The 2,936-nt window shown below is 40.0% G+C and carries 1 protein-coding gene; it reads left to right on the top strand.

The features are described 5' to 3' along the window. Positions 1 to 163 precede the first annotated feature (163 nt). Positions 164 to 2,746 carry a glycosyl hydrolase family 18 protein gene (locus tag AB4484_RS24830; RefSeq protein ID WP_372080855.1) on the top strand — a complete coding sequence of 861 codons (2,583 nt, stop codon included), beginning with the start codon at positions 164 to 166 and terminating at the stop codon, positions 2,744 to 2,746. The last annotated feature ends 190 nt before the right edge of the window (positions 2,747 to 2,936 follow it).

Raw genomic sequence — 2,936 nt, 5'->3', positions numbered from 1 at the left:
AGAAAGAGAAGCTGCTTAATAAGCAAGCAAATGATGACAACTACCTTGAAAAAACAGCGGTTCCATGTGGCGGAGGACCATAATTAAAGTTATGATTTATCACTATGGATATTTTCTACGCTTTAAGGAAGATGCGTATTTAGTAAATAATGACGAGTACAGAATGAAAAGAAAATTTATGAAATCAACCTTGTTCCTAGCTATGGCAGGGGCAGTTTGCACTGCAAATGCTTCCAATGAAGGGTTATCTAACTATAAAATTAATTCTAGCAATAATGCTAAATACTCAAACTCTTACAATTTAACAAGCAATTCAGATAAGTTACCAGTCACTGCTTATCTGTCTAATTGGGCCCACTACGAACAAGGCTATGAGCCTAACATTGATGAGTTAGCTAAATATGATACTGTCTTGCTCTCTTTTTTTGGTATGTGCGGAACGGAGGTTGGTGACCCAACAATTACAAGCGGTGTTGATGGAATTAAAACTAGTTGTGCAGAATATGGCTTAGAGAAGTTTGAGTTAGCTCCAACTGACCCTTATGCTGATTTCGGGAAAGCGTTCTCAAGCGTGGGACAGTCATGGCAAGAGGGTCTTACTTGGAAGTCACCAAACCCCAATGGGCTACTTGGTGTTATGAAGAAGCTTCATGAAGAAAAAGGGACTAGGGTTGGTGTTAGTGTATTTGGGTGGTCTTTATCCAATGCTGTATCTGACGCTGTTAAACCAGAAAATCGTGACGTTCTAGTTAATAGTCTTATCAGTTTTGTTACAGCATACCCGTTTATTGGTCAGTTAGATATTGACTGGGAATACCCAGGCATTAAGGGAGCGGAACAAAATATTTTCGACCCAGTTAATGATGCTAGAAATTACAAAGAGTTTATTGCACAGTTACGTAAGAGTTTGGATGACATTGGCCGTGAAGATGTAGCTATTGCAATAGCTTCCGGTGCTCCAACGGATAAATTAGAGGCTGCTGGCCTTAAAGGGCTTGTTGAATCAGGTGTCGATAGTATTCACCTGATGACATACGATTTCTTTGGGCAATGGGATGTAGAATTAAATCATCATACAAACTTGTATTCATCAGATACTGATAAGTGGTCGGCAGATAAAGCTATTCAGTATATGATTAAAGATTTAGATGTACCATCCACTGCAATTGAAATTGGTTATGCTGCTTACAGTCGAAATGCGATAGTTAAAGGTGATTTAGAACCAAGCCCATTGAAAGGTGAGTTTTCTCCACAATCAAATACTTTAGGCACTTTTGAAGCGGCAGTTACTACAGCTAATGACCTTTTTGCGAATTACGTGTCTATTAGTGAAGGTAAGCCTCTCACAGGGAAAAATGGTTATCAGTTATTTACCGATAAAGAGTCAAATGCTGATTTCTTTTATAATGAAAATAACGATATGTTTGTAAGTATTGATACGCCCCGTACTGTTTATGCGAAATCTCAATATGCTAAAGAGAATAAGCTAGGAGGGACCTTTGTATGGATGGCTGATCATGATGAGGGCCTCCTGTTAAATGCAGCTCGTGAAGGTCTCGGTTATGAAGTAGTTAGTCAACGTTTTGATATGAGCGATTTAATATCTAGCTGTGGTGTTAATATTGAAACCCAGGCGGAATGTGATGCTCTTAATGATTCGATTCCCACTGAAGTTGACATTGTTAAGGTGTCTGGAATTTACGGTCCTACACCAAAGTCTAATCAAGAAGTGATTGCTTCAATAACTACACCAGATGGATCTGTAACTAAAGTTAAGACCTATTATTCTAAGGATCAAGATAACTATACATGGCCTGATGATGTAGCCCGAAACATCAATCGTTCAGGTATCTCAAATGTTAATGCTGGCGAGATGAAAAACGATGGCTCTATTGAGGTCGTTGGAGGCAGTTCTTATAGAAATAAGGTGTGGGGCATAGAAGGAACAACCGTTAAATTTGATTTACTCGACGGCCAGTTACATAAGTTGGCTGACATCGAAGGGCCAACGCCTAATGGTAACGACATTGTCGTTACTAATATTACGACTCCTGATGGGGAGGCTTATCAGCTCGAAACGGTTTTCATTAACCCAGCCGAAAGCTATGGTTGGCCTGGTTCGGTTGCAAAAGGGATTAATGCAATGCAAATTCCCGGAGTTAAAGCTGGGGAGCTTCGAAGTGATGCTAGCGTATCTGTCGTTAATGGTAGTAGTTACAGAAACGATGTTTACGGGCCTGAAGGTACTGAGGTTTCATTTTCACTAAAGCCTTTTGAATTAACAAAACTTAGCACCATCTCTCTTGATTCAACACCAGTAGTTGGGCAGATCGTTACAACAACAATTACTGAAACTACAGGTAAGGAACACATAATTGAAACCATATATAGAACAAACCCTTCTAGTTATGGGTACCAAGATGATATAGCTCTTGATATTAACAATGCTAACTTGCCAAACATCTATGCTGGTGAAGTTACAACCCAAACAGGAAGTAAACCTCAGGTTATTGCTGGAAGCAGCTACCGAAACAAGATATGGGGACCTGAAGGATCTACTGTAACGTATAAGGTTTCTGGTGGAATTTTGGTCAACTCTTGGGACCCTAGTGAAACTTACAACTCTGGTGACGTTGTTAGTTATTCGGGTCGTGAGTGGAAGGCTCATTGGTGGGTGCAAGGTGGTGATAATCCAGAAGTATCTTATCAGAAAGATCAGTATGGTGTTTGGCGTCCAGCTAAATAATCACGTTTAAAGTAAAATGGGCTTTGTTGCGTAATTCAATGGAACTAAATCAACAAGGTCGAGTAAGAGCAGCAAGCTAGCACAAACCGTGTAAGCCGAGTTGTTAAACCTGAGCGGTTAAATCAAAACCGTCAGACCACAACATCTAGAACTATAAAAACCGAAAGGGGAGCATCAGCTCCCCTTTTTT

The organism is Vibrio sp. 10N.261.46.A3 (genome assembly GCF_041472995.1).
Lineage (GTDB): Bacteria > Pseudomonadota > Gammaproteobacteria > Enterobacterales > Vibrionaceae > Vibrio > Vibrio coralliirubri.
This window is presented reverse-complemented; position numbering and strand designations above follow the sequence as displayed.